Origin of the sequence: Octadecabacter algicola, from assembly GCF_021532625.1 — a bacterium.
In the GTDB taxonomy this organism is placed as follows: domain Bacteria; phylum Pseudomonadota; class Alphaproteobacteria; order Rhodobacterales; family Rhodobacteraceae; genus Octadecabacter; species Octadecabacter algicola.
Window position 1 is genome coordinate 295,362 of sequence record NZ_JAKGAR010000004.1, and the last position, 20,025, is coordinate 315,386.

Sequence of the window (20,025 nt, forward strand, 5' to 3'; positions counted from 1 at the left end):
CAATGAAAACACCACTGCGCGCCATTTTGAGCGAAACGTTGAGGTTTCATGACCTCAATGGTCGGTCGGCGCGTGGTGCTTATCTTTGGTTTTTCCTATTTTGGAATGCGGTGATGGCACTGGGTTTGATTGCTATTGCTAAAATCGCACCAGAAGGAAGCGGGCTCTGGCTCAGCATCGCTCTATTACTCGGTTTATCCGCTTTTGTTGCGCCAGCGGGAATTCGCAGATTGCATGACACAGGCCAAAGCGGTGGATCCTTGTTCAATATGTTCGTACCCAGCATGACCTTCACCGTCGTCGTGTGGCTCGTGCTTACGCTGTTTGAAAAGTCGGTCCTCTTCGGTGTGCCTGCCGCCAGTGTAACTTTGGGCGAAACCGGTTTTTTGTTGTCGATCCTTTTCGTTTTGATCGGCTATTTTGTCATCCCGATCGGATTAGCCATCGGTGCAGGTATTACCCTTTTCCTAACGTTCGCCCATATATCCCACACTCTGGGCCAGCTCATTCTTCCGTCCCAGCCAGATACAAATCAATACGGCCCCAACCCCAACGAGGTCCCGTCATGACTGACCAATCTTCTAACGACCAATTCCACGCATCTTCTTTCATGCAAGGGCACAACGCGGAATATATCGAGCAACTTTATGCGCGCTATGCGGACAATCCGAATGCAGTTGACGAAAGCTGGCAAGAGTTCTTCAAGTCTTTGGGTGATGCCCCAGCGGATGCGAAAGCCGAGGCCGCTGGCCCGTCTTGGGGTCGTGGAGATTGGCCTCCGATCCCGAATGATGATCTGACAGCGGCTTTGGATGGTCAGTGGGCTGCAGAACCAGAAGCAGCTGGCAAGAAGATCAAAGACAAGGCCGCGGCCAAGGGCGTGAACATCAGCGAAGAGCAAGTGCGCCACGCTGTTCTGGACTCGGTTCGCGCGTTGATGATCATCCGCGCTTATCGTATTCGCGGCCACTTGGTTGCGGACCTCGACCCGCTGGGTATGCGCGATCAGACACCGCATCCTGAACTGGACCCAGCGTCCTACGGGTTCACCGCCGCCGACATGGATCGCCCGATCTTTATCGACAATGTGCTCGGCCTCGAAGTTGCAACAATGAACGAGATTATCGCCATCGTGAAACGCACCTACTGCGGTACGTTTGCGTTGCAATACATGCACATCTCCAACCCCGAAGAAGCGGGCTGGCTGAAAGAACGCATCGAAGGCTACGGCAAAGAAATCGCGTTTACCCAGAACGGCCGTAAGGCCATCCTGAACAGCCTTGTTCAGGCCGAAGGGTTCGAGAAATACCTGCACGTCAAATACATGGGCACCAAGCGTTTCGGTCTTGATGGTGGCGAAAGCCTGATCCCTGCAATGGAGCAGATCATCAAACGTGGCGGCCAGTTGGGCCTGAAAGACATCGTCGTTGGCATGCCGCACCGTGGTCGTTTGAGCGTTCTTGCGAACGTGATGAAGAAACCCTACCGCGCGATCTTTAACGAATTCCAAGGTGGGTCCTTCAAACCGGAAGATGTGGATGGGTCTGGCGATGTGAAATATCACCTCGGCGCATCCAGCGACCGTGAATTTGACGGCAATTCCGTTCACTTGTCCCTAACGGCGAACCCGTCCCACCTTGAGGCTGTGAACCCCGTTGTCTTGGGTAAGGTCCGTGCCAAGCAAGACCAAACAAACGATGTCGATCGCACACAGTCCATGGCAGTTCTGCTGCACGGCGATGCGGCCTTTGCCGGCCAAGGTGTTGTCGCTGAGGGCTTCGGCCTGTCGGGTCTGCGTGGCCACCGCACGGGCGGTACCATGCATATCGTTGTGAACAACCAGATCGGGTTTACAACAGCGCCGCACTTCTCGCGCAGTTCTCCTTACCCCACCGACATTGCGTTGATGGTTGAAGCGCCGATTTTCCACGTAAACGGCGATGATCCAGAGGCCGTGGTACACGCAGCCCGTGTCGCCACTGAATTCCGCCAGAAGTTCCATAAAGACGTGGTTCTGGATATCATCTGTTACCGCCGCTTTGGTCACAACGAAGGCGACGAGCCGATGTTCACCAACCCGGTCATGTATAAGAAGATCAAACAGCAGAAAACGACGCTGACTCTTTATACTGAACGTCTCGTCAAAGATGGCCTCATGCCAGAAGGCGAAATTGAGGATATGAAGGAAAACTTCCAGAAACATCTGGGCGCCGAATTTGAGGCTGGCATCGACTACAAACCCAACAAAGCTGATTGGCTGGACGGGAAGTGGTCGCATCTGGACAGCCAGAAAGACAATTACCAGCGCGGCAAAACCGGCATCAAGAAAGAAACCTTCGACGAGATTGGCCGTGCATTGTCCACAGCCCCCGATGGGTTCCCGATCCACAAGACTGTGGGTCGTATTCTTGGCGCCAAAGCCAAGATGTTTGAAACCGGAGAAGGGTTTGACTGGGCAACGGGTGAGGCTTTGGCCTTTGGTTCGTTGCAAACAGAAGGCTATCCTGTTCGCCTGTCCGGTCAGGATTGTACACGCGGGACATTCTCCCAGCGTCATTCAGGCTTGATCAATCAGGATACCGAAGAGCGTTACTACCCGCTGAACAACATTCGTAAGGGTCAGGCAGAATACGAAGTCATCGACTCGATGTTGTCGGAATACGCGGTGCTTGGGTTTGAATACGGTTACTCGCTGGCTGAACCCAATGCGCTGACATTGTGGGAAGCCCAGTTCGGCGATTTCGCCAACGGCGCGCAGATCATGTTCGACCAGTTCATCAGCTCTGGTGAATCAAAATGGCTGCGCATGTCCGGCCTCGTTTGCCTGCTGCCACACGGCTATGAAGGCCAAGGCCCTGAGCACTCCTCCGCACGTCTAGAACGTTTCCTGACAATGTGTGGCGGGGACAACTGGATCGTGGCGAACTGTACGACGCCTGCGAACTACTTCCACATTCTGCGCCGTCAGCTGCACCGCAGCTACCGTAAGCCACTTATCTTGATGACACCGAAATCGCTTCTGCGTCACAAACTGGCTGTGTCCAAAGCGGAAGAGTTCCAAGAAGGTTCCAGCTTCCACCGCGTATTGTGGGATGACGCTCAGCAAGGCAATTCCGACACCAAGCTTAAGGCGGATGACAAGATCAAACGCGTCGTGATGTGTTCCGGTAAGGTCTACTATGATCTTCTTGAAGAACGCGACGAACGTGGATTGGACGATGTCTACATCATGCGTTTCGAACAGTTCTATCCGTTCCCGGCCCAGTCCGCGGTTCAAGAACTTGAACGGTTCAAAAACGCCGAGATGGTCTGGTGTCAGGAAGAACCAAAGAACCAAGGTGCTTGGTCATTCATGGAACCAAACATCGAATGGGTTCTGACCCGCATCAAAGCCAAAAACACCCGCCCTGTTTATGCAGGTCGCGCCGCATCAGCATCGCCCGCGACGGGCCTTGCCAGCCAGCACAAATCACAACAAGCCGCACTCGTTGATGATGCGCTCACTGTTAAAGGATCGAAATAATGACCGAAGTCCGCGTCCCCACCCTTGGCGAAAGCGTCACAGAAGCAACTGTTGCCACATGGTTCAAGAAACCTGGCGATGCCGTCGCACAGGATGAAATGCTGTGTGAATTGGAAACCGATAAAGTGACTGTTGAGGTGCCTGCACCTGCGGCTGGCACATTGTCAGAGATCGTTGCCAACGAAGGCGATACAGTTGGCGTTGACGCCCTGCTCGCGCAGATCAGCGCTGGCGGCGAAGCTGCGGCACCTGCCCCAGCGGCAAAAGCGGCTCCTGCGGCGGCGCCGGCATCTGGCGGTGCTTCCATGGATATCATGGTGCCAACACTTGGCGAGTCCGTGACAGAAGCAACCGTTTCCACATGGTTCAAAAAAGTCGGCGAAGCCTTTGCCGCTGACGAAATGCTGTGTGAACTTGAAACAGACAAAGTCTCCGTCGAAGTGCCTGCACCAGCGGCTGGCGTAATGACTGAACTGTTGGCGCAAGAAGGCGACACCGTTGAGGCCGGCGGCAAGCTGGCAATCATGTCCACGGACGCATCTGCGGCACCATCCGCTGCGCCTGCGGCGGCTGCGGCCCCTGCTGCTGCGTCCGCTGGCAAAGACGTCGAAGACGCGCCAAGCGCCAAAAAGCTGATGGCTGAAAACAACCTGTCCGGCGTTGCGGGCACAGGCAAAGATGGCCGTGTCATGAAAGAAGACGTGCTGAAGGCAATGGCGGCACCTGCCCCTGCTGCTGCAACACCGCGCGCGCCTGTTGCTGCCGATCAAGCGGCCCGCGAAGAACGTGTGAAAATGACACGCCTGCGCCAGACCATCGCGCGCCGTCTGAAAGACAGCCAAAACACAGCCGCCATGCTGACCACCTACAACGAGGTCGACATGACCGAGGTCATGGCCCTGCGCAACGAATACAAAGACCTGTTCCTGAAGAAGCACGGCGTAAAACTTGGCTTTATGTCCTTTTTCACCAAGGCCTGCGTGCACGCACTGAAAGAAGTGCCCGAAGTAAACGCTGAGATCGACGGCACAGACGTTGTTTACAAAAACTACGTCAACATGGGCATTGCAGCGGGTACGCCAACAGGTCTGGTTGTTCCGGTTCTCAATGACACCGACCAGATGTCTTTCGCTGAAATCGAAAAGGCGATCGCTGAAAAAGGCGCGAAAGCCCGTGACGGCAAACTGTCCATGGCAGAAATGCAGGGCGGCACGTTCACCATCTCCAACGGTGGTGTCTACGGCTCCTTGATGTCCTCACCGATCCTGAACCCGCCACAGTCAGGCATCCTCGGCATGCACAAAATCCAAGACCGCCCGATGGCGATCAACGGTGAAGTCGTGATCCGCCCGATGATGTACCTCGCCCTGTCCTACGATCACCGCATCGTAGACGGCAAAGGCGCTGTGACGTTCTTGGTGCGCGTGAAGGAAGCACTGGAAGACCCACGTCGCCTGTTGATGGATCTGTAAACTCTGGCTCTGAGCATAGGAAAACAGCAATGATCGCGACTGGGGCAAAACGACCTATCGCTATGCGGGCCGCGATCTTGCTTGTTTGCGTGGTCGCGATCTGTGTTTGCGCGATCAGTGTGCTTGGCATTGTTCAAGCAATGATGCGGGCCTATCAGTTTGACACAGACTTTCTTGTTGGGCTTCTTTTGCCCGCGCTCATCGCTTTTGTTGCTTTGGCTTTGTTTTCCGGGGCGCGAAAATGGCGCAATTGGGCGTTGTGGCCAGCTGTTGTTCTATTTCTCATAATCGTCCCGATTAACGCGGTTAAGCTTGTTGATCAGGTTCGAAACCCGGTGTTGCCCGCGGGCGGTTTCGCAACCGATGCCGACCTCGAAGAGCGCGACCAAAATTTTCTGTCCGCAATTTTGCGCCCTACTGAGGAAGAGTATTGGGCCAATCGGCGGATGGCCCTGTCGGCGACTTTTTTGGTGTTGGTTATTGTGACCTTGCCTAGTGGTGTATTGCTTTATTTGCGCCGCCGAGGAGAACTTGAATGACAATAGCATTCATCTTGTTTGATCCCTTTAGGTGGGTCCTCAGCCATGCCCACTAAGCAGCGCATCGACGCGATCTACAAACGCAAGATTGCCGAACGGCTCGCCAATGAAAAGCCGAGTGAGGTTCTTCTAAGCGACCAGCATAGGTTGCGATTGGAGATTCAGGTTGCGTTGATTGCGCAGGTCGGTCCTGTGTTGGACGTGGCCGATAGCAATGCGCAATATGCGCCGTGCGAGGCCAGCATTCGCGACGATGCCCAGGGCACCGTGTTTGCCTTTGGCGGCATGGCCGAGGGCTTTGCCATGCCCGTCAAAGAATTCTTTGGCCAAATCCAGAGCCAGCCGTTCAACGTCATCTATTTCAAGGACTTCTTGCAGGCGTGGTATCAAGGCGGGTTGCTGGGCGCGACGACTGATCGGGCCAGCACGGTTGCGTTTATCGCTGAGAATTTTTCTCACCTGCCGCGCCCTTGGATATTCACGGGCAACTCGGCGGGTGGGCATGCCGCGCTCTATTTTGGCAACCAGTTGGGCGCCGATAAGATATGCGCCTTTGGCCCGCAGACCTACGTGGATCGCCCTGTGTTTGACTACTACCGCAGCGCGGCCAACGCCAAGTTCGACTACAGCTTTGATCCGTCCGACAATGATCTGGTCGACCTGCTCGACGATCAAGACAACCCAAGCGCTGCGCACGTCTACTACGGTGGCAAAAACAAGCTGGATACCTATCACGCCGAACGCATCGCAGATGTCACAGGTGTCACCCTGTTTTGCGAAGACGGCGCCAGTCATGCCGTGGCGCGTCGGCTTAAGAAAGAAGACCGGCTCATCAGTGCAATTCTTGGTCCGGTCGGAGAGGCACCATTATGACCCCCGAACTCACTGCCCTCGCGCTTGCTGGCCTGCTTCAAGCAGTGCAGTTCGTTCTTTATGCTTGGCGTGCCAACATGGACGTAGGTTCCGGCTATGCAATGTCCGCGCGCGACCGTGCACCGTCGCGCCCGCTGTCTGATCTTGGCGGGCGGCTGCAACGCGCCATGTCCAACCACTTCGAAGGGCTGATCCTCTTCACCCTCGCCGTGGTTGTCGTCACCCTTTCGGACCAATCAACCAAGTTTACCGCCACCTGCGCCTACATCTACCTGATCGCACGTGTGGCTTATGTTCCGGCCTATGCCTTTGACCTTCGGCCATGGCGGTCGCTCGTGTGGTTCATTGGCTTTGCCGCAACTTTTGCTATGATACTATCGGCCTTGATATGAAATACCTCTTGCCCCTTCTTGTCCTTGCGTCCCCTGCCGCTGCTGAATTTTCGATGACCGAAGGCAGTTTCTTCAAAGTGCGCGGGGCATATGACCATACGAACGACAGCTTCAGCACGTCCCCGCCAGAGGGCGAAGAAAATGCCTGTTTTCAGATCACTGCTGTTGATCCCAACGGCGCACGCTTTGATATCACGCTGGTCAGCGGTGATTTTGCGCCTTGGTGGGCTGACGAGGTGTTGAAACCCGGTTTCACAGACAGCTTTGTTGACTTTCATGACAGCGGTTGGCGCACTAACCACCCCGACGGCGATTGGGCGGCTTTTATGTCCCAATTGCTCGAAACCGTGCCCAATTGCCCCGCTCCAGCGTCCTAACCGGACAGACAGAAACCAAATTCATCCAGCCCCACATCGGGGCATTCCGACAAAATTGAAGGAAAGAAATCCATGTCAGCTTACGACGTCATCATCATCGGCTCCGGCCCCGGCGGCTATGTCTGCGCAATCCGCTGCGCGCAATTGGGCCTAAAAACGGCCATCGTGGAAGGGCGCGAGACGCTGGGCGGAACCTGCCTTAACGTTGGTTGCATTCCATCCAAAGCGTTGCTGCATGCCACCCATATGTTGCACGAAGCCGAACATAATTTCGCGACAATGGGCCTCAAGGGCAAAACCCAATCTGTCGATTGGAAGCAAATGCAGGCCTATAAAGACGACGTTATCGGCCAAAACACCAAGGGCGTTGAGTTCTTGATGAAAAAGAACAAAGTCGATTGGTTGAAAGGCTGGGGGTCCATCCCTGAAGCTGGCAAAGTAAAGGTCGGCGACGACGTGCACGAAGCCAAGAAAATCATCATCGCATCTGGTTCTGAGGCATCATCGCTTCCGGGTGTGGAGATTGATGAGAAGACTGTTGTGTCTTCAACAGGTGCGCTTGAGCTTGGCAAGATCCCGAAGAAGCTTGTGGTCATCGGCGCGGGCGTGATCGGACTTGAGCTCGGCTCAGTCTACAGCCGCCTTGGTGCAGACGTGACCGTAATCGAGTTTCTCGACTCGGTCACACCTGGCATGGACGGCGAAATCCAACGTCAGTTCCAGAAGATGCTAGGCAAACAGGGAATGACATTTGTCATGGGGGCCGCTGTTCAAGGTGTTGAAACCAAGAACAACAAGGCCACCGTTAGCTACAAACTGCGCAAGGACGACAGCGAGGCGACAATCGATGCTGATACGGTTCTGGTTGCAACTGGCCGCCGTCCTTATGTGGACGGTTTGGGTTTGGATGCCTTGGGTATTGAGATGTCCGAGCGTGGTCAGATCAAGACGGATGGAAACTACAAGACCAACGTAGACGGCATCTACGCGATTGGTGACTGCATCGCGGGACCAATGCTCGCCCATAAGGCCGAAGACGAAGGCATGGCCTGTGCCGAAGGTCTTGCTGGCCAGCAACCACATGTAAACTACGATGTGATCCCTGGAGTGATCTATACACACCCTGAGGTCGCCAATGTTGGTGCCACCGAAGAGGCCCTGAAAGAAGCTGGGCGAGACTATAAGGTCGGCAAATTCAGCTTTATGGGCAATGGCCGCGCCAAGGCCAACTTTGCAGGCGACGGGTTCGTTAAGATCCTTGCCGACAAAGCGACTGATCGCATTCTGGGTGCGCATATCATTGGTCCGATGGCCGGTGATCTGATCCATGAAATCTGTGTCGCGATGGAATTCGGCGCGGCGGCAGAAGATCTGGCGCGCACTTGCCACGCCCACCCAACTTATTCTGAGGCCGTGCGCGAAGCAGCTCTTGCCTGTGGCGACGGCGCGATTCACTCCTAAAAACTTGATCTTTGGTTAACCAAAACGACGGGCGGCGCCAGAAATGGCCCGCCCGTTGCCAATTCTATGCCTTATACTTGCCTAAACTAGCTGACAACTTAGTATCCTAGTCACGTAAAAGGTGTTTCAAATGCTAAAGACAATTTCAACGATTGCCCTGACGGTTAGTCTTTGCTGTGTTGCTGCACCAAGTTGGGCTGCAGACGGTTTTGTTGCCGCCATCCAGAACAACATCTGGTTGGTAGCAGGTGCTTTGGGTCTTTTGATCTGCGTGATTGTACTTAAGAATCTGATAGGCCGTCGCACTGAAAAAGCACCCGATGCCTTAGCTATCCATTCGCTTGTGGCGATGTCTCAGGTTGCAATTGCCGACGGCCGCATCGACGACGCCGAAGTACGTCAAATCGCCCAAATCCTGACTCGCTTGACCGGAACGTCATATGGTCCCGACCAAGTCATGGAGATGTTGCAGCGCCTAAATCCATCAGCAGCTGACCTAGAGCAAGTCGGCCAGGACCTGTCGCTAAAGGATCGTGAAATTGTCCTGGAAGCCGCTTTGAATATTGCTGTAGCAGATGGTGAAATCCATGCGAATGAGTATGCTGTTGTGTCTGAATTGGCTCAACGGATGCGCATCGGAGCCGACCAGTTCCGCAGCGCAATGGCCCGTATTTCAGCACACCTCCAGACCGTTCAGCCGATCTAAACAGCCCTAAACTTTTAGCATCCGCAATCCTTGGGTGGCATCCGAGCGAACGGCGAGTTTAAGGCTCGCCTCATCGCCCGCTTTGAGTGCCGCCAAAATCAATTTATGGTTCCGCGGTGTTTCTGTGCGTTTCAGTCGACCGTAGAGCTTTGACATCGTTGGGCCAAGTTGCAGCCAAACTGTCTCGGCCAGTGCCAACATCGCAGGTGCTTGGGCCCGTAGATAAAGCGTGCGGTGAAATTCTAGATTGCGACGGATATATGCAGGGGCGTCTTGTCGCGCGATGACAGGGGCAATCCGATCGTTGATTTCTTCTAGACGTTCTATCAGCGCCATATGTGCACGCGGCAGAGCCCGCGCTGCCAATTCCGGCTCGAGCAAAGCACGCAATGCAGCAAGCTCTTCGATTCTTTCATTTGATAGTTCTGGTGTCGCCACGCGCCCCGATGAGGACAATGACAACGCGCCCTCGGCGACCAATCGGCGGACGGCCTCGCGAGCGGGCGTCATGGAGACGCCGAACTCCTTCCCGATTCCACGCAGGGTCAACGCGTGACCTGGATGGATTTCCCCATGCAAAATACGCCCGCGAAGCGTTCGGTATACATGGTCATGAGCCGCGCCTGTAGGACCAGATGATTTGGATTGGATCAACATGAGCCTTTTGTGATCACAAAATCACCCCACGTCAATCGAAACGGACGCGATGAAGTGCGCCACCGTGGCGACGCAACCAAGCGCGGCAGGCTTTGTGATCGGGAAAGAGGCGGTCAACGACCCCCCAGAACCGATCCGAGTGGTCCATGTGCTGCAAATGCGCAACCTCATGGGCAGCCACGTAATTCAACACTTGCGGGGGGGCCATAATAAGACGCCAAGAATACATTAGATCACCAGCCGAAGAACATGATCCCCATCGCGACCGCGTATCCCGCAAGGAAATCCGCCCATAGGGCCTGCCCAAAGCGTCGGCGTATCGATCCGACGCTTCGGCCAAAGCATCACGCGCGCGTAACTTTAAAAATGCAGCCACTCGCTTGCCCGCCATTTCCGGCGAATCTGGGAGCACCAATGTGCCATCTGACAATTTGGCGCGTTTCACATCCCCAGCGATCAATGGCAGCTCTTGCCCAAGATATGGGACCGTCCCGCCAATCTGGATAAGCTGTTCCGGTTCAATTGCATCCAAATGTTTACGCAGCCAATCTTCGCGTTCGCGTAGAAATGCCATGCCTTCGCGTTCAGGTACTCGATTGGGCAAAGTTAGCGTCGCTCGGCCGTCCAACCGCGAAATACGCAACGATAACCGGCGTGCCCGCGCAGAACGGCGCAAAACCACTTCAACTGGGGGGTTGCCATCAAGGATTAGAACACTCATGTGTGCCTTTCGCGCAATGCTACACCAATTGTCTTTGACACGCCTTAGGGGGTATGGCAATTGACCCCGATCCAGCAAGTGAGACTCACTGCTGCTAGTTTAGAAGGATGAATAGATGCCAAAGGAAGAGTGGGGCACAAAGCGCCTCTGCCCAACCACCGGAAAGCGGTTCTATGACTTGAACGCCTCCCCAATCATCAGCCCGTACACGGGCGAAGAAGTTGTGGTTGAGACCGGCAAGACCCGCACCATGCAAGCGGATGCTGCTGATGCACAGAACAAAGCCAAAGCTGATGAGGCTGAGGATGACGATCTCGTGCTTGACGATGATGATGCGGATGCGGATCTCGGCGACGACGTTCTGGATGACGACGATGACGACGCAGATGTGTCGCTCGACGAAATCGCTGACGTTGCAGCACCCGACGACGATTCCTAAGATTTCGGGTTTTCAGGGCGAGAATCCCTCTTGATCTCGCCCGCCCTGCTGCGTAAGCAGCAAAAACGAAAGATGCGGCGTTAGCTGTATCCGTTACGACCGCTGCCGCCAACAGCCTTTGACCCGTCGTAACACCCTTTGGTAAGGGGCATTAGCTCAGCTGGGAGAGCGCCTGCATGGCATGCAGGAGGTCAGCGGTTCGATCCCGCTATGCTCCACCAATCAACCTTTGACACCAAAGAAGCGCCGCGCGGACGTCAAAAGAAGTTGCACCCCAAATTTTATTTTTTAATAGAACGAGCTTGGATTAAGAAAAGCGCGGGCCTTTGATGTCGCCGGTCTGTTCCTGACCCGCTGGAGCCAGCCGGAAAGGTTCTCAGCGCCTTCAAGTGATAGTCCAAGGTGGTCGTGTATATTCAGCCATGGGAAAAGCGCGATATCAGCAATGGTGTAGGTTTCACCGCAAAAATACTGCTTATCGGTCAATTGATTGTTGAGATAAGCAATCGAGCGATTAGCGATCTCCCGATGCCGAGCCAAAGCAGCTGGATTTGGTTTTTCTGCAAATCCAGACCAATGCTCGATCTGCCCGAAATGCGGCCCTTGGGTGGACGCTTGATAAAAGAGCCAAGCGAGCAACTCATCATACCTATTCGGATCGTCCACTAGGCCCCAACTGGTTTTCTTGGCCAAGCTAAAAAGAATAGAATTGGATTCGCTTTGGTGGAGTGTTCCGTCACTTAGTACAGGGACCTGTCCAGCAGGATTCACGGCGCGGAAGTCTGGATGATGTTGTTCACCTGTTCGAATGTTCACTGGTATGAATTCGAACTCCTCGTTCGTTTCCTGAAGCAACATTACAACCTTCAAGGTATTGATGGTGTTGAAACCGTACAGCTTCATCATGGGCTTAACTCTCCCAAGATGACGGCATCACGGGCGTAAGCTCCAGCAGCGTTTTCGTATACTCAGCCTTTGGCGCGGTATAAACCGTGTGTGTCTCACCCACCTCTTCGATCTTGCCATTACGCAGGACAGCGGTTTCATCCGCCATTTGGCGCACGACGGCGAGGTTATGGCTGATGAAGAGGATCGTTAGGCCAAACTTACTTTGCAGGTCCTTTAGAAGGTTCAGGATTTCCGCCTGAATGGAGACGTCCAACGCTGATGTCGGTTCATCGCAAATCAGAAACCGCGGACGAGCTAGTAAGGCGCGCGCAACGGCAATCCGTTGGCGTTGGCCACCCGAAAACTGGTGCGGAAATTTCGTTATTGCGTCCGGCTGCATCCCGACAAGCGACAGCATGGACGCCGCCAGTTTTTCACGTTCCTTGGCGTCTTTCACAAAGCCATAGAACCACAAGGGTTCCGCAAGAATATCCCCAATGCGATGACGGGAATTCAGGCTGGAGTATGGATCTTGGAAGACCATTTGAACCAACTGGCGCGATGGGTGGTGCCGGTTGCGCGACTTTCCGAAAGGCAGCTCGGTGTCGCCTAACATCATTGTGCCGCTGTTGGGTGACACCAATCCGGTAATCGCCTTGGCCAGCGTTGATTTTCCCGACCCGCTTTCGCCGACCAGCCCCATGATTGATCCGGGTTTGATCTTTAGCGTGACGTTATCAAGCGCAACATGGGGCGGCGGTTTGTGGAAAAACGATGTGCGCGGTCCTAAAAACTGCACTGTTAGGTTCTCCAACGACAACCCCGTGCGCTCGTGTTGGTCACCCTCTAGGAGCCAGTTTTCGGCGACGTCCCCTTGGGTCGGTAGCGCCCCATCGGTATCAGGCACGCGAAAGCGGTCTAGCTTGCGATCTAGCGGCGGGACAGCATCCATAAGGGCCTTGGTGTAGGGATGTTCGGGCGCGCCCAGAACCTGCGCGGTATCGCCGGATTCCATCACGCGTCCCTTACGCATTACCGTCACACGGTCGGCCACTTGTGCAATCACGCCTATATCGTGGGTGATCAGCATGAATGCGATCTGGCGTTCTTTTGCCAGCCGTTGGATCAGGTCAAGAACCTGCGATTGAACTGCCACGTCCAGTGCCGTTGTGGGTTCATCCGCGATGATCAATTCTGGATCGGTGCTGATGGCCAGTGCGATGACCACCCGCTGACGCATTCCGCCAGAAAACTGATGCGGATAGGCTTTTATCCGTTGGGCCGCATTCTTGATCCCGATCTCTTCCAGTAGATCAACAGCCCGTTTGCGTGCCGCACTTTCGCTGACATCCGAATGGGCCTGAATGGTTTCAATCAACTGATCCTCGATGGTCATCAAAGGATTTAGGCTGGTTTGTGGATCTTGAAAGATCATCGAAATCCGGTCGCCGCGCACCTTATGGGCTTGCACGGGCGTGAGACTGCGCAGGTCCGTATCACCCAGTGTCAGGGTGCCGTGCGCTACATAGCCTGGTGCCTGCAACAACCCGATGACAGCCGCACCAACTGTGGATTTTCCCGCACCACTTTCCCCGACCAGCCCGTGAATTTCACCCGGCTTTATGCTCATGTCCACGTCTTCGATGGCGGTAAAATCGCCAAAGCGGGATGGAAACTTTACGGACAGGTCCTTGATCGTCAGCATCTAGCGCAACCTCGGATTAAAGATATCGCGCAGGAAATCGCCAAGGACGTTAATCGACACCACTAATGCCACAAGGAACAGCGTGGGAATCCACAAAATCCACCATTCGCCGGACAGCAGGAATTGCATGCCGATACGGATAAGCGTGCCAAGGCTGGGGCTGTCGGCGGGTAAGCCGATGCCGAGGAAAGACAGCGTTGCTTCAAGCAGAATGGCCGAAGCAAGATCAACCGTAAGGATCACGAGTAGCGGACCAAGGATATTGGGCAAGATATGCACAAACATCACCCGCATTGGGCGCTGCCCCATCATAATCGCGGCCTGCACATATTCTTTGTTCATCTGCACAAAAGTGGAGGCGCGGGCTGTTCGGGCAAAATTCACCCATAGCGACAATGCGATGGCCAAGGTTAGCACGGCGACCCGTAAATCTTGTTGAATGGCGGCGGGCAAAATGCCTCGTGCGATACCATCAATCAGCAAGGCGGTCAGGATAGCGGGCAAGGCCAACTGCACATCGGCAATGCGCATAACGATCGCATCAAAGCGGCCGCCATAGTATCCTGCGGCAAGGCCAAGACCCACACCAATGACGGCTGCAATGGTCAGGGCCGAAATGCCAATGACCAACGACAATCGCGCGCCATACAATATGGACGAAATCATATCGCGGCCCTGATCGTCCGTTCCCAAAAGAAATTTGGGGTTCGCTCCATCTTCCCACGCAGGCGGAAGAAGCCCATCAAATAGGCTGAACGATGCAAGATCATAAGGGTTCACCAGCGCAATCCACGGCGCAAACAAAGCGCCCAAAAAGATCAGCGCAGCCACAAAGGTCGCGATGATTGCTGCAGGGGAATGCACAAACAGCCAAAGCCCTTCGTATTTTTTAAGAAAGGCTATCATGACACGTCACTTATTCGTAGGCGCGGATCGATGGCGACGTAAAGCAGGTCAACAACAAGGTTCACCAATACAAAGAAGAATGCGATCACCACGAGGTAAACGCCCATCACAGGGATATCCACAAAGCGGATCGACTCTAGGAACAACAGCCCCATACCAGGCCATTGGAACACGCTTTCTGTCACGATCGAAAAGGCAATGACCCCACCAAATTGAAGGCCGATAATCGTGATGACGGGCACCATGGTATTGGCCAGCGCATGTCTATAATGGAGCCGCCGCATAGGCACGCCGCGTGCCATGGCAAAGCGGATGTAGTCAGATCGCATGACCTCCATCATTTCGGCGCGTACAAGACGCATCGTCAGGGTCAATTGGTAAACGCCAAGGGTGATCGCAGGCAGCAACAGTGCGCGCCACCCGTCGATGGTGAAGAGCGAGCTTTCCCAGCTGCCGATTTGAACCGTGCCGCCTCGTCCAAAGGTCGGAAGCCAGCCCAGTTGCACACCGAAGATAAATATCAACATGATCCCAATCACAAAGGTCGGGATCGATACGCCCACTAGGGTCGTCATTAATATGGCCTGTGTCAGCGCCCCACGAGGTCTTAGCGCCGTATAAACCCCTGCTGGCACCCCGACGAGCAACGAGATGATCAACGCCACCACACCGAGCTCTAAGGTCGCAGGAATACGGCTGGCAATCATATCAGCGACGGGTTGGCGCGTACGATAAGAGTACCCGAAGTCGCCTTTAAACATATCGCCCGTAAAGCGCACGAATTGATAAACGAAAGGATCGTTCAATCCCAAGTCTTCGCGTAGACGTTCCTGATCTGCGACCGAAGTTTCCACCCCCGTCATCTGGCTGACCGGATCGCCGACGAACCGGAACAACGAAAACGCCAAAAAGGCGACGGCCAGCATCACAAATACGGATTGGATCATCCGTTTGAGGATAAAATAAACCATCGCCTTCTCTGTTCTATGCTTCGATCAGTTCACAGTGACCCAGCGCAACATGAAGAAGTTATCGGCACGTTGTGTCAGCTCGACGTTGTCTTTCGCGGCCCAGATCAATGGCTGAGTATAGAGTGGGATATAGGCAACCTCGTCTTGAGTGATTGCAACGACCTCATCGATCATGGCCTGACGTGCAGCAGGATCAATTTCTTGCTGAATGAGCGGCAGCAATTCATCCACACGTGCGTTGGAATAGTTGCCGAAATTCCAAGATCCAAGCTTGGCTTCGTCGTCTTGGCTGTGCAGCAAGAAACGGATCGGATGTTCCATATCAAACGTGCCTGGTGACCAGCCCAACAGGTACATATCGAAATCATCTTCGCGCAGTTGCGGCCAGTAATCGCGCACCGGACCTGTGGTCAGTTCTGCATTCAGACCAACGGCAGCAAACATAGACGCCGCTGCACGGCACAAAGCTTCATCGTTGATGTAGCGGTCGTTGGTGCATTTCAGGCCAAACGAAAACCCATCAGGGTACCCTGCTTCGGCCAACAACTCTTTGGCTCGTTCTGGATCGAATGCGGGGCGGTCTTGGTTCTCCTCAGAGAACCCAGAAATACCCGCGGGCACAAGCTGGCTGGCTGGTTCAATCTTGTTTCGAAACAACACACGGTCTATCGACGCAATGTCCAAAGCATGAGCCGCCGCCAATCGCACCCGTGGGTCTGTGAACGGGTTGGCGTCTGTGACGTCCGACGAATACAGCAATGTGTCGTGTTCATGCCCAAAACCAAACATGATCACACGGGTTTCTTCGCCCTCAAGAACTTTAAACCCGTCGCGTCCTTCAACTTGGGCAACATCTTGCAACGGGATCGGCTGGATGAAATCAATCTCGCCCGACAGAAGCGCGGCAAGGCCCGTTGCTGAATTGCCAATGGGCGTGAATATGGCTTCGGTGACGTTGTGATCCACGTCGTCCCACCATGTTTCATTTGGCGCCAGTGTTGTTCGTACGCCCGGATCGCGGGAGGCCAAAGTGAAAGGGCCCGTCCCGTTAACGTTCATAGTCGCGAAATTTTCGGCATCGCGCGCTGGTAAAGCGGCGTCGTTTGCCTCGGCCCAATCCTTATCAAGTATCATGAAATTCGCGATTGAATCAGGAAACAGCGGGTTGGGCGCGGAGGTAATGAAATCAATTGTGAAGTCATCCACAACCCGAACATCTGTCACAGGCGCAAACCATGACCGCACATCAGCGGCTTCATCAGACGCGCGTTGATAGGAAAACAGCACATCTTCGGCAGTGAATGCAGCCCCGTCTTGGAACGTCACACCTGTTCGCAAGTTAAAGCGCCAGCCATTTTCCCCCTCTAGCGGTTCCCATGATGTGGCCAATGAAGGTTCAATCGACATGTCCTGTCCGCGGCGAACCAACCCTTCGTAAACGTTATTCAAAAAGGACAGCACCGGCGCTGAGTTTACAGCATGCGGGTCCATCGTTTGGGGGTCAGTCGTGGATGCCCAACGAAATGTTTCTGCAGATGCGCCCAATGCAGACATGCTCAGTGCGCCACCGAGTAAGGCTAATTTCAAGGATTTCATTTTTCACTCCATTGATTTCGGGGCAGCCCCATTTGTACTTGCAGTCAAGCATGCCAGCATCACACGGGCAATAGAGGACACTTGATGTGCCACGCGGCCAACCTTGCTCGCAAACCGCGACGATAGAGGTTGATGATAAAGAATCCTTACGATGTAGATGTCGCCAAAGGTGTCCAAACCAGCACGGCTACCCTAGGCCCTGACGTTCCTAAAAACACTGGTCAGCAGGAAAGTAAGCGCAGCCACACATACGATTGAAGGCCCCGCAGGCGTGTCAAATTCATAGGCGGCGCGCAGTCCGGCAATGACCGAAAAGATGCCAATTGTTCCAGCGGCGACGGCCATACCTTCTGGGGTCCGTGACAAAGGTCGACCTGCAGCGGCGGGAATGATTAGCATGGCCGCGATTAGCAAAACCCCTACTACTTTGATCGCAACAGCCACGGTAATGGCCAGTGCAAACGTTAACACCAGTTGCTCGCGTTTGGGGTCTATCCCGCTGGCATAGGCAAGGTCTTCGTTTAACGTTGCTGTCAACAAGGCCGACCAGCGCCAACCAATCAGCGCAACAACAATTGCCGCGCCCGCCCAAATCACCGCCAAGTCCCCTTGGGTCACCGCAAGGATATCTCCAAACAGATAAGCCATAAGGTCAATGCGCACGCCTGTGATGAACGAAACCGCGACAAGCCCAAAGGCAAGCGCTGAGTGCGCCAAGACGCCTAGCAATGTGTCCATGGCGTAGCCACGCCCGGACAACACGCTGACTGTTAGAGCCATCATCAGAGCCACAGTCATGGAACCGATGAAAATCGACATCGAAAAGGCCAGCGACATTGCTACGCCCAAAATAGCCGCATGTGCTGTCGCGTCACCAAAGTAGGCCATCCGGCGCCAGACCACGAAACACCCCAACGGAGCAGCCGCAATCGCGACCCCTGCCCCAGCAAGGGCTGCGCGTACCATAAAATCATCAAGCACTAGTCTGAGCCCTCCGAGCAGTCATGGGTATGGTCGCCGTGGTCGTGCGTATGGCCATGAGTGTGGTCATGTCCGTGATCATGTTCGTGACGATAAAGCGCCAACGCACCACCCGTCCCTGTTCCAAACAGGGCGCGGTATTCTGGTGCAGATGCAACAACAGCTGGCGTGCCTTCGCAACACACATGACCGTTAAGGCAAATCACGCGGTCCGAGGCACTCATAACAACATGTAGTTCGTGGCTGATCATGAGAACTGCGCATCCTGTTTCCTGACGCACAGATTCGATCTGTTGGTAGAATGATGCCGAGCCACGTTGATCCAACCCCTGCGTGGCTTCGTCGAGCAACAGCAGATCCGGTTTCTTGATCAATGCGCGGGCCAACAACACGCGTTGAAATTGGCCGCCCGATAGTTGCGAAAGCTGTGCATTTACCAAATCGGGCACACCAGCTTGCGCGAGTGCGTGTTCAATATCCAGCGCCGTGGCTCCGCTCGGGAGTTTTAGGAAACGCGAAACGGTGATCGGCAGGGTCTCGTCGATATGCAGTTTTTGCGGCACGTAACCGATTGTCACATCACGCCCTTGTGTGACACGGCCACGGTAAGGTTTTACAGCGCCGATGATCGCCCGCAACATGCTGGTCTTTCCAGACCCGTTTGGGCCGACAATAGTGACGATCTCACCGCGCTCAATACGAAGCGACACGTTCGACAATACCGTTCGGGCGCCGTAACGGACGCTAAGGCCTTCTACGTCGACTAGGCTCATGCGTCGGCCTTCTCGACACAGGATGGGCAAACGCCTTCGGCCTCGATGACTGTGCGTTCAATCTTGAACCCAGTCGCACGGGCCGCTTCCCCTAGACCACCGCGTGCCGAAGTCGATTCGGCTTCGGCTACAGCATCGCACAAACGGCAGATCATGAACGCTGGCGAGTGGGCGTGGCTGGGATGAGCACAGGCAATAAAGGAGTTCAGCCGTTCAATTTTATGGGCCAACCCATTCGCCACCAAAAAATCCAGTGCGCGGTAAGCAACAGGCGGCTGAGAGCCGTATCCGTCTTCGCGCAACTGTTCCAGAATGGCGTAAGCACCAAGTGCGCGGTGTTCTTGCAGCAGGATTTCCAAGACCTTGCGGCGCACAGGCGTAAAACGAAGCCCTTCAGCTGCACAGCGCTCTTCTGCTGCCGCAAGCGTATCACTTACGCAGGCGCCGTGGTCGTGGTGAGCGAACCCAACAGGATCGTCGCCTGCGTCATTGTTGCCTGGGGCACTTGTCATGTTATTACATTTCGTTTAATCGATCATTAATGTTATAAAATCACATGAGGTATCCAATGTCCAGAAAGCTTCTTTCCCTCTCAGTCACCGCATCATTGATGGGTGGTTCGGTCCTTGCCGACGTTCCCAACGTTGCGGTCGACATCGCTCCTGTGCACTCCCTTGTCGCGCGCGTCATGGAAGGTGTTGGGACGCCGGCCCTTATTATGCAACAAGGTGCTAGCCCGCATGAATACAGCCTGCGCCCATCCGAGGCCCAATCATTGCAGGACGCGGACTTGGTGTTCTGGGTGAGTGCTGATCTGTCGCCATGGTTGGAAGAAGCAATCGAAGCGCTTGCTCCAGATGCAACGTCAACCGAGTTGATGGAAGCAAACGGCACGATCGAGCTAGAATCCCGCAGCAACGCCTTGTTCGAAAAGCACGTTCACGGAGAAGGCCACGACGACGACCATGATGACCATGATGACCATGATGACCATGATGACCATGATGACCATGATGACCATGATGACCATGATGACCATGATGAC

General features: G+C 54.6%; 21 protein-coding genes and 1 tRNA gene. 12 read left to right on the forward strand and 10 right to left on the reverse strand.

Annotation, left to right across the window (positions count from 1 at the left end):
• Positions 1 to 2 precede the first annotated feature (2 nt).
• The 9 genes from L0666_RS16580 (at position 3) to L0666_RS16620 (ending at position 9,343) form a co-directional block, all read left to right on the forward strand.
• Entirely contained in the window at positions 3 to 569 is a 567-nt protein-coding gene (locus tag L0666_RS16580) for a DUF805 domain-containing protein (protein WP_235262501.1), read from the forward strand.
• A complete protein-coding gene (locus L0666_RS16585; RefSeq protein WP_235262502.1) occupies positions 566 to 3,523 on the forward strand; it encodes a 2-oxoglutarate dehydrogenase E1 component in 2,958 nt (985 codons plus the stop codon). Before L0666_RS16580 ends, L0666_RS16585 begins: the two co-directional genes overlap by 4 nt.
• Complete coding sequence (gene odhB / locus L0666_RS16590; protein WP_235262534.1) at positions 3,520 to 4,995, forward strand: 2-oxoglutarate dehydrogenase complex dihydrolipoyllysine-residue succinyltransferase; 1,476 nt, start codon at positions 3,520 to 3,522, stop codon at positions 4,993 to 4,995. The genes L0666_RS16585 and odhB overlap by 4 nt, the downstream gene beginning before the upstream one ends.
• A gap of 29 nt (positions 4,996 to 5,024) precedes the next feature.
• Complete coding sequence (locus L0666_RS16595; RefSeq protein ID WP_235262503.1) at positions 5,025 to 5,534, forward strand: hypothetical protein; 510 nt, start codon at positions 5,025 to 5,027, stop codon at positions 5,532 to 5,534.
• Positions 5,535 to 5,579: 45 nt separating this feature from the next.
• Positions 5,580 to 6,407, forward strand: a complete 828-nt coding sequence (locus tag L0666_RS16600; RefSeq protein WP_235262504.1) for a hypothetical protein — start codon at positions 5,580 to 5,582, stop codon at positions 6,405 to 6,407.
• Positions 6,404 to 6,799, forward strand: coding sequence for an MAPEG family protein (locus L0666_RS16605; RefSeq protein WP_235262505.1), 396 nt, complete (start codon positions 6,404 to 6,406; stop codon positions 6,797 to 6,799). Before L0666_RS16600 ends, L0666_RS16605 begins: the two co-directional genes overlap by 4 nt.
• The gene (locus L0666_RS16610) at positions 6,796 to 7,176 is read left to right on the forward strand and encodes a hypothetical protein (protein ID WP_235262506.1); all 381 of its coding nucleotides are present in this window, start codon (positions 6,796 to 6,798) and stop codon (positions 7,174 to 7,176) included. Before L0666_RS16605 ends, L0666_RS16610 begins: the two co-directional genes overlap by 4 nt.
• A 72-nt stretch (positions 7,177 to 7,248) precedes the next feature.
• The gene (lpdA, locus tag L0666_RS16615) at positions 7,249 to 8,637 is read left to right on the forward strand and encodes a dihydrolipoyl dehydrogenase (RefSeq protein ID WP_235262507.1); all 1,389 of its coding nucleotides are present in this window, start codon (positions 7,249 to 7,251) and stop codon (positions 8,635 to 8,637) included.
• A 130-nt stretch (positions 8,638 to 8,767) separates the two neighbouring features.
• Positions 8,768 to 9,343 (forward strand): tellurite resistance TerB family protein, encoded by a 576-nt coding sequence (locus L0666_RS16620; RefSeq protein ID WP_235262508.1) that lies wholly within the window; start codon positions 8,768 to 8,770, stop codon positions 9,341 to 9,343.
• Between the two features lie 6 nt (positions 9,344 to 9,349).
• Here L0666_RS16620 and L0666_RS16625 read toward each other — a convergent pair whose 3' ends face one another.
• On the reverse strand, positions 9,350 to 10,000 hold the full coding sequence (locus tag L0666_RS16625; RefSeq protein WP_235262509.1) for a GntR family transcriptional regulator: 651 nt from the start codon (positions 9,998 to 10,000) through the stop codon (positions 9,350 to 9,352).
• 31 nt (positions 10,001 to 10,031) lie between these two features.
• Positions 10,032 to 10,721, reverse strand: coding sequence for a M48 family metallopeptidase (locus tag L0666_RS16630; protein ID WP_235262510.1), 690 nt, complete (start codon positions 10,719 to 10,721; stop codon positions 10,032 to 10,034).
• A 115-nt stretch (positions 10,722 to 10,836) separates the two neighbouring features.
• Between L0666_RS16630 and L0666_RS16635 the strand changes: the two genes are divergently transcribed.
• Positions 10,837 to 11,160: a TIGR02300 family protein gene (locus L0666_RS16635; RefSeq protein ID WP_235262511.1), complete on the forward strand. Its 324-nt coding sequence runs from the start codon at positions 10,837 to 10,839 to the stop codon at positions 11,158 to 11,160.
• Between the two features lie 145 nt (positions 11,161 to 11,305).
• Positions 11,306 to 11,381, forward strand: a tRNA-Ala gene (locus tag L0666_RS16640).
• 67 nt (positions 11,382 to 11,448) lie between these two features.
• Here L0666_RS16640 and L0666_RS16645 read toward each other — a convergent pair.
• The 8 genes from L0666_RS16645 to L0666_RS16680 all read right to left on the reverse strand — a co-directional run bounded on the left by L0666_RS16645 (position 11,449) and on the right by L0666_RS16680 (position 19,492).
• Entirely contained in the window at positions 11,449 to 12,066 is a 618-nt protein-coding gene (locus tag L0666_RS16645) for a glutathione S-transferase family protein (protein ID WP_235262512.1), read from the reverse strand.
• Between the two features lie 4 nt (positions 12,067 to 12,070).
• The gene (locus L0666_RS16650) at positions 12,071 to 13,753 is read right to left on the reverse strand and encodes a dipeptide ABC transporter ATP-binding protein (RefSeq protein WP_235262513.1); all 1,683 of its coding nucleotides are present in this window, start codon (positions 13,751 to 13,753) and stop codon (positions 12,071 to 12,073) included.
• Complete coding sequence (locus L0666_RS16655; protein ID WP_235262514.1) at positions 13,754 to 14,659, reverse strand: ABC transporter permease; 906 nt, start codon at positions 14,657 to 14,659, stop codon at positions 13,754 to 13,756.
• Positions 14,656 to 15,630, reverse strand: coding sequence for an ABC transporter permease (locus L0666_RS16660; RefSeq protein ID WP_235262515.1), 975 nt, complete (start codon positions 15,628 to 15,630; stop codon positions 14,656 to 14,658). Before L0666_RS16660 ends, L0666_RS16655 begins: the two co-directional genes overlap by 4 nt.
• A 24-nt stretch (positions 15,631 to 15,654) precedes the next feature.
• Positions 15,655 to 17,226: an ABC transporter substrate-binding protein gene (locus L0666_RS16665; RefSeq protein WP_235262516.1), complete on the reverse strand. Its 1,572-nt coding sequence runs from the start codon at positions 17,224 to 17,226 to the stop codon at positions 15,655 to 15,657.
• A gap of 192 nt (positions 17,227 to 17,418) precedes the next feature.
• The gene (locus tag L0666_RS16670; protein WP_235262517.1) at positions 17,419 to 18,207 is read right to left on the reverse strand and encodes a metal ABC transporter permease; all 789 of its coding nucleotides are present in this window, start codon (positions 18,205 to 18,207) and stop codon (positions 17,419 to 17,421) included.
• Positions 18,207 to 18,980 (reverse strand): metal ABC transporter ATP-binding protein, encoded by a 774-nt coding sequence (locus tag L0666_RS16675; RefSeq protein WP_235262518.1) that lies wholly within the window; start codon positions 18,978 to 18,980, stop codon positions 18,207 to 18,209. The genes L0666_RS16670 and L0666_RS16675 overlap by 1 nt, the downstream gene beginning before the upstream one ends.
• On the reverse strand, positions 18,977 to 19,492 hold the full coding sequence (locus tag L0666_RS16680) for a Fur family transcriptional regulator (RefSeq protein WP_235262519.1): 516 nt from the start codon (positions 19,490 to 19,492) through the stop codon (positions 18,977 to 18,979). Before L0666_RS16680 ends, L0666_RS16675 begins: the two co-directional genes overlap by 4 nt.
• 56 nt (positions 19,493 to 19,548) lie before the next feature.
• Between L0666_RS16680 and L0666_RS16685 the strand changes: the two genes are divergently transcribed.
• Positions 19,549 to 20,025 (forward strand): metal ABC transporter solute-binding protein, Zn/Mn family (locus tag L0666_RS16685; RefSeq protein ID WP_235262520.1); only part of this gene is annotated, 477 nt, incomplete at its 3' end.